Annotated in this window: 5 protein-coding genes and 2 pseudogenes; 2 read left to right on the forward strand and 5 right to left on the reverse strand. The window is 60.0% G+C overall.

Going from position 1 to position 6,787, the window contains the following annotated elements:
• Nucleotides 1-168: 168 nt before the first annotated feature.
• From istB to AWB78_RS40755, 5 genes and pseudogenes are all read right to left on the reverse strand, one after another.
• The gene (istB, locus tag AWB78_RS40735; protein WP_053572313.1) at nucleotides 169-936 is read right to left on the reverse strand and encodes an IS21-like element helper ATPase IstB; all 768 of its coding nucleotides are present in this window, start codon (nucleotides 934-936) and stop codon (nucleotides 169-171) included.
• A gap of 12 nt (nucleotides 937-948) precedes the next feature.
• Nucleotides 949-1,854 (reverse strand): annotated as a pseudogene (locus tag AWB78_RS40740) (Mu transposase domain-containing protein); the annotation flags it as partial.
• An 87-nt stretch (nucleotides 1,855-1,941) separates the two neighbouring features.
• Nucleotides 1,942-2,946, reverse strand: a complete 1,005-nt coding sequence (locus AWB78_RS40745) for a tyrosine-type recombinase/integrase (RefSeq protein WP_062612731.1) — start codon at nucleotides 2,944-2,946, stop codon at nucleotides 1,942-1,944.
• A complete protein-coding gene (locus AWB78_RS40750) occupies nucleotides 2,943-3,935 on the reverse strand; it encodes a tyrosine-type recombinase/integrase (RefSeq protein ID WP_062612733.1) in 993 nt (330 codons plus the stop codon). Before AWB78_RS40750 ends, AWB78_RS40745 begins: the two co-directional genes overlap by 4 nt.
• On the reverse strand, nucleotides 3,932-5,194 hold the full coding sequence (locus tag AWB78_RS40755) for a site-specific integrase (protein WP_062612736.1): 1,263 nt from the start codon (nucleotides 5,192-5,194) through the stop codon (nucleotides 3,932-3,934). The genes AWB78_RS40750 and AWB78_RS40755 overlap by 4 nt, the downstream gene beginning before the upstream one ends.
• A 131-nt stretch (nucleotides 5,195-5,325) precedes the next feature.
• Here AWB78_RS40755 and AWB78_RS40760 point away from each other — a divergent pair.
• Together AWB78_RS40760 and AWB78_RS40765 are read left to right on the forward strand one after the other, a co-directional pair.
• Nucleotides 5,326-6,237: pseudogene (locus AWB78_RS40760) on the forward strand (Mu transposase domain-containing protein); the annotation flags it as partial.
• Nucleotides 6,238-6,254: 17 nt separating this feature from the next.
• Nucleotides 6,255-6,787 (forward strand): ATP-binding protein (locus AWB78_RS40765; RefSeq protein WP_062612738.1); only part of this gene is annotated, 533 nt, incomplete at its 3' end.

The following is a 6,787-nucleotide window of genomic DNA, read 5'->3' on the forward strand; positions in this document are numbered from 1 at the left end:
CGCTTTCTGCTCCTGATCGTCGGCGACGGAATTCGCGAAGGCGTGGAGGCCATTGCCGAGTATCTGCATGATCATGTGCGTATTCCGGCGAACGTGACCGCCGATTTCGGGAACGTGACCGATTCGGCAAGGTCGGGCGTTGCGCGGTTTCGATTGTAGATTTCCTCGCTAGTTTTGGTCGAGTTCTGGTTCGAGCCCGCTGGGTTTCGGAGATGGTTTTCTGAGAGATTCGCCCGTCAGTTTGATGCGGTGATGACGCTGCATAAGGCGATCTAGCATTGCGTCGGCGATCGTCTCGTCGCCTATCCAGCCATGCCAGTGTTCGATTGGCAGCTGGCTGGTCACGATCGTGGCTTTGCCGGCAGATCGGTCGTCAATCATCTCGAGCAAATCGTTTCGGACCATCGCGTCGAGCGGAGCCATTCCCCAATCGTCCAGCAGAAGAACATCAACGCGAGCGACCTGCAGCAGCCATTTGGTGAAGCCGCCATTGCCGTGGAGGACGCGCAGTTCCTCGCCGAGGCGCGGCACACGTAGGTACAACGCGGAGTGCCCGCGTCGGCAGGCATACTGCGCGAGGGCGCAAGCGAGCCATGATTTGCCTGCGCCGGTTGGGCCGCTAATGAGCAGGCTGTATCCAGATTCGACCCAGTCGCCGAGAGCCAGGCTTGTGAGCGAACGCGGGTCCACGCCTCGACCAGCGCGGGTGTCGAGATCTTCGATGGCGGCCTGCGGATACTTCAGGCGCGCTTGCTTGAGCAGTCGGGTGCGGCGACGATCATCGCGCCAACTTGCTTCCCGGTCGACCAGCAACGACAGGCGTTCCTCGAAGCTCAGAGCCGCAGTGCCGGGCTGGGTCAACTGCTCTTCCAATCCGTCAGCGAACCCATCCAACTTCAGGGTGCGTAGTTGCGTCAAGGTTTGGTGCATCATCATGGCGGGTTCTCTTTATTGGTAGTAGCTGGGGCCACGGACATGCGCGTGACTCGGACTGACCCATTCGACAGGCGTGGTCGCTGCCGCGCGGTCGCGGTTGTTGATGAGGATGTCGCGCACGTGGCGGTAACGATGTACACCCAATTCGAGCGCCAACGCGCACGCCGCTTCGAGACGGTCGCGACCATAGCGACGTGAGAGCGAGAGCAAGCCAAGGCACGCCCGATAGCCGTGCTCGGGATGGCGCTGTTCCTGCAGAAGCCGCGCGACGAGCGCGCCGGTGGCGCCGCCAATCTGCTGACCCCAGTGGATAAGCCGCTGCGGAGTCCATTCGAGATGGGCGCGGTGTGCCGCCGGCATGTGCTCGACGACGGTGGTGTAGCCTCCTACGCGATCATTGCGAGCATGGCTGGCCACACGGCGACCGCGATGCAACAACTCGACAGCGCCGGCAGTGATGCGCGCATCGAGCTTGAGTCCAACAAGCGCGTGAGGAACGCTGTAGCGATGTTTATCGATCTCGATGTGGTAGTCGATGTGGACCGTTACTGCCTTGAACCGCGCGAGCTCATACGGCTGCACCGGCAGTGGCTGTAGGGCCGGCGCGTCTAATTCGGTGAACGCGCTGGCGCGGCATCCAGGCAGCTTCTGAAACGGGCGCTCGTTCAAGTTCTTCAGTAGCGGGCGGATCGCGTCGTCCACCGACTGGACCGACTCGAACTGGCGATGACGCAGGCGCGCCATGATCCAACGTTCGACCACCTGAACCGCCACTTCAACCTTCGGCTTATCCTGCGGGCGATAAACGCGTGCAGGCAGAAATGAGGTGCCGTAGTGACGCGCGAAGTCCAGCACGGTGTCGCCGGCGCGAGGCTCATAGCGATCGGGATCGACGATCATCGCGCGCGGGTTGTCCGGCTTCTGTGCCCGCTGGCGTTATGTGGCGGCAAGCGCGGTGTTCCCGTGCTAAGGCGGCGGGGAGCGAATATTTGAGCACATAATTTGTTACAGCGAATTGAGCCATTCGAGGAGGGTTTTGTCGTCCTTCCAGGCGGTACGAGCTCGGGATCCCGTCGAAATGCCAGAATTCACCGAACAGGCTGCCAATGCTTGAGCCTTGGCCTTTAACGTTAGCTCTGCGTATCGATTTGTAGTATCCACGCTGACGTGTCCGAGCCAGCCACGGATCACATTGATTTCGACACCGGATTCCAGAAGGTGGACCGCGGCGGTGTGGCGAAACAGGTGCGGGCTGACTCGCCGAGGCTGTGGGATATCCGTGTCCCACAATGCAGCATGTCGTCGAACGATCTTGTAGATACCGAAACGAGTCAGGGGACGGTTTCGTCCTGCACAGAAGACGTAGCCGTCAGGCAACGTATGCTGCTCTGTGAGCAGTTGCTGAAGACCCTTAACCGTCTCCTCCCAGAGTGGGCAGATGCGCCACTTATCGCCTTTTCCGTGCAGATGAACCTTGGCTGGAGCGACGAAATCGAGATGTTCCATGCGAAGTTCGGCGACCTCTTGTACGCGGGCACCGGTGTTGTACAGAAAGAGCAATAGGATTCGATCTCGGAGTGCAAAGCGCCCCTGCTTTGGGAGAGAGCGAAACAGTGCTGTCACCTCATCATCCGCGAGATAGTGGGTGTCAGGCAATGCTGTCCGCTTGACAGGGATCGCGGCGATGCGCTGGCAGGCTGCAAGCATCTCCGGCACTCGCAGGGCGAGGTATGAGTAGAAGGTATTCAACGCCGCGCGTCTCTGGTTGCGGGTACGCACAGAATTGCCACGCTGCTGCTCCAGGTACTTCAGAAATGCAAGGACTTGGTCGAAGCCGAGGTCCTCGATGGTCAGAGATGCGATAGAACCGCCGCGTTGTTCGGATACAAAGCACAGGAACAGGCGGACGGTGTCACGATAGCTTCGGATCGAACCTTGGCGCAACCCCTTCTGCACTGGAAGATGATCCGTAAAGAACGACTGTACCAATGGGCCGAGAGATGGTGTCATGATGAGATGACCTCCTGGAGGGTTGCTGCGGCGAATGCCTCGTAACGACGGTTGGCCTGCTCGAGCAGTGCAGGTGTCGTTGACAGATACACCGAGGTGGAGCTCACATCGGCATGGCCCATGAAGGTTGAAAGCGCAAGAAGATTCGCCTGTGGATCAAGGCCGTCGCGGTACCAGCGGGTCAGCACGCCAACAGCGAAGGCGTGGCGTAGATCATGGAGATGCGGATTCGGAACACCCGGTGCGATGTCCAGATGCAGCTTTGGAATCAGAGCATGAAATGTCTGACTTACGGTGCCCGGACTGACGGGCCGTCCTCCACGCAGGCTAAACAGCGGCGCCTCATCCGAGACTGCGCGCGCGTCGTCCATCTGACGTCGCCGCACATGCTCGTTGAGCAACGCTTCGAGCTTGGGACCGAAGGGAACGAGCCGGCTCTTATAAAACTTCGTTTCCCGAATGATTAGCAGCTGCCGCTCACGGTCAACATCCTTGATACGCAGTCGGCAGGCTTCTCCAACGCGCAATCCGAGCCCATATAGAACAGCAAAAAGAACGAAGTAGGTACTGCCCCGTTCAATGGTGCTTCCGTTGTCGGGAAGCGCCTTGGCCAGAGCGAACAGCCTCCTGGCGTCTGCCGTATCAAAGATATACGGCGCCCGGTCATATCTCGATCGACGCGGTGGTGACTGCAAGGGTGTCGCGGCGAGACTGCCGCGATCGACGAGATACGAGAAGAACCGGCCTATCGTGCAACGTAGGTGGTTGTAGCTCCTCGGGCGCGATCGTGGACGCGAGAGCAGGAACTCATCCACCAGGGGCGGAGTCACTTCGGAGAGGCGACGAATGCGCTTCTGTAGAAGGTAGGCGTCGAGCAGAACGAGCGTCTTCTGTTCAACATCATAACGCCTTCCCAACGAACGTTTGTGAACGATGAACTGCTCAATATCCGGCCCAAGAAAACTCTGGAAAGACGTGTGGGGACTCATAGCACATCCTCCCCGTCGCCCTGTGCGACACTGCGAAGTTCCTCGATCGCGATCTTGCCGTAAATCTGGGTCGACGAAATGTTTCGGTGCCCGATATAGTCTCCAATATGCTTAAGTGAAAAATGGGCGTTGAGCAAGTGCTGGACGCAACTGTGGCGCAGTACGTGGGAGCCAGTCCGTGGAACGCTGACACCGGCCTTGCGGATGAAGTAAGCAGCCCGCGACACCACAGCCGCGGACTGGATCGGAGCGAGCGGTGCCGTCATGCGCATGAACACTTCACGATGCGTTGTCGCCGGCCGCCCATTCTTGAGGTAGTCGACGATTGCCGCTCCGGCTACCGCCGACAGCGGGTAAGTGGTCGTATTACCGGCCTTGCGGTCGCGGATTCTGAAACGCTCGTTGCGCCAGTCAACATCGTCCAGGGAGAGTGCAGAAACTTCGCAGGCCCGCAGCCCGTATGTCGCGAGCAGCAACAGCATCGCGTAGTCGCGCTTACCACAGGGCGAACGTCGATCAACGCTCGCCAGGATGCGCTCAACCTGATCCCAGGCGATCGATCGGGGAATGCCTGCGTATCGATACGATTGGGGAAACTCGACCAGCGAACTCAGGTCTCTGGCGACGACTCCTTCACGATACAGGTATCGCAGAAAGACTCGCAGTGTTCCACAGGCATTGCGAAGCGTGGTCCAGGCAACCCGTGGACCATACTCGGTGATGAAGCCGCTGATCACGGTCGGCGACACAGCGCGTAGAACGATGCCGTTGCGATCGAGGTAGGTTGCGAACTGTCGAAGGTGGAAGCGGTACTGGTAAATCGTACGCGGCCGGAGGCCCTTCTCCTCGACAAGGTACGCCAGGAACTCCGGCGCCTGCCGCTCGAACGGATTCTCTGGCTTATGCGGGCGACCCGGACCAACGTAACCGTCAATTGCCAGTTGCAGCATCTGGCAAACGGGATTGCGTATCTCATGGGCCAACCTGCTTCTTCTGGAAGCGCACCGTCCACGCCCTCGTCGGCCAATCCAGGCTTGCACAAACGGTTCGACGTGGTCGCTTAGTTGCGCCAATTCGTTCGCGCCGTGCGTCTTAGCGAACTCGCCGAATTCGACCAGAACCGGAACGCGGTGCAGCACGCTGCGGGGTGTATAGCCGTGCTCTGCCATCCAGTTGACGTACTGCTCGATCGCTGGAGCGATCCACGAAGCCCGGATGCGATCAACGCTCGCGGGACGAACATAATAGTTCTCGAGCATGACAATCTCCCAAGGAAAGTGGGAAGATCAACATGCCACGACGACTCGTTATGTTGCCAGTGAGGCAACAAAATGGCCCACGGTCGCTACTTCGAAAAGAAAGGGCCACATAACGCCAGCGGGCACAGAAGCCCGACAATCTGCGCTCGGGCGTGAGCAAAGCGAATTTCTACGAGCCGGAAATCAACCCGACGTATCAGGAAATGGCAACGTATTATTCCGTGGCCGTCATCCCTGCGCGTGCGAGAAAGCCCCGTGATAAAGCGAAAGCGGAGCTCTCGGTGCTCCTGGCCCAGAGATGGATTCTCGCGAAGCTACGCAATCAACGCTTCTTCAGTTTGTACACCGCAAACCGCGCCGTCGCCGCATTGCTTGTGGAGCTGAACAACCGGCCGTTCAAGAAGCTGCCGGGTTGTCGTCGCAGCGCGTTCGAGGAGTTCGATCGTCCGGCGCTGCGGCCGTTGCCCGCAAAACCCTACCAGTACGCGGAATGGATCACGGCCCGCGTCGGTCCGGACTATCACGTCGCGGTCGACGAGCACTACTACTCGGTGTCGTACCGGTACGCGCGCGAACAGGTCAATGTGCGCGTCACGATCAACACCGTGGAGATATTCCATCGCGGTCAACGTATTGCCGCCCACGGCAAGAGCGCACGTCGCCGTTTCCATACGACCATCGACGCGCACATGCCGCCGGAGCATCAGGCGGTCGTCAAGGGCTGCGATCCACAGCGGCTACGCAACTGGGCGATTGACATCGGCCCGCATACCGCCGCCGTCATCCAGCACCTGCTGGGCGCTCGCAAGCATCCGCAGCAGGCATACCGCGCATGCCTGGGCGTGCTGCGGATGGGCAAGGACTACGGACGCGACCGTCTTGAGGCCGCCTGCCGTCGCGCCATCGATCTGAAAGCGCCGAACTACAAGTTCATTGCCTCGACGCTAAAGAACGGTCTGGACAGGGAGCCCGAAACGGCTTCTGTCCAGGCCGACCTTCCCCTCGTGCACGCCAACGTGCGCGGTCCTTCTTATTATCACTGAGAGCAAACGGAGTGCTTATGCTTCACCATCCGACCGTCGAAAAACTGTATTCGCTTCGTCTGGGCGGCATGGCTGCCGCCCTCGCCGAACAGCAGGCCCAGGAGGGCATCGACCGGCTATGCTTCGAGGAGCGTCTCGGACTACTCGTCGAGCGCGAAGCGAGCGAACGGGAGTCGCGACAGACAACCGCGCGTCTTCGCCGCGCGAAGCTGAAGTTCGCTGACGCATCGCCCGAGGATATCGACTATCGCACGGTCCGCGGCCTTGATCGCGCGCTCACCGCCCGCCTGCTGACCTGTGAATGGGTTCGGCGGCGACAGAATTTGATCCTCATTGCGCCGACCGGGCTCGGGAAAAGCTGGCTAGCTTGCGCCTTCGCCGTTCAGGCTTGCCGGCAGGGCTTCTCGGTTGCCTATCTGCGTATGCCCAAACTCAGCGAGGAGCTGGCCCTGGTGCACGGCAGTGGCGGCTACGCGCGCTGGCTCGCGCAACTCGCGAAGACGGACATAGTGATCCTGGACGATCTCGCGATGACGCCGCTGAGCGCGTC

Source organism: Caballeronia calidae (assembly GCF_900044055.2).
GTDB lineage: Bacteria > Pseudomonadota > Gammaproteobacteria > Burkholderiales > Burkholderiaceae > Caballeronia > Caballeronia calidae.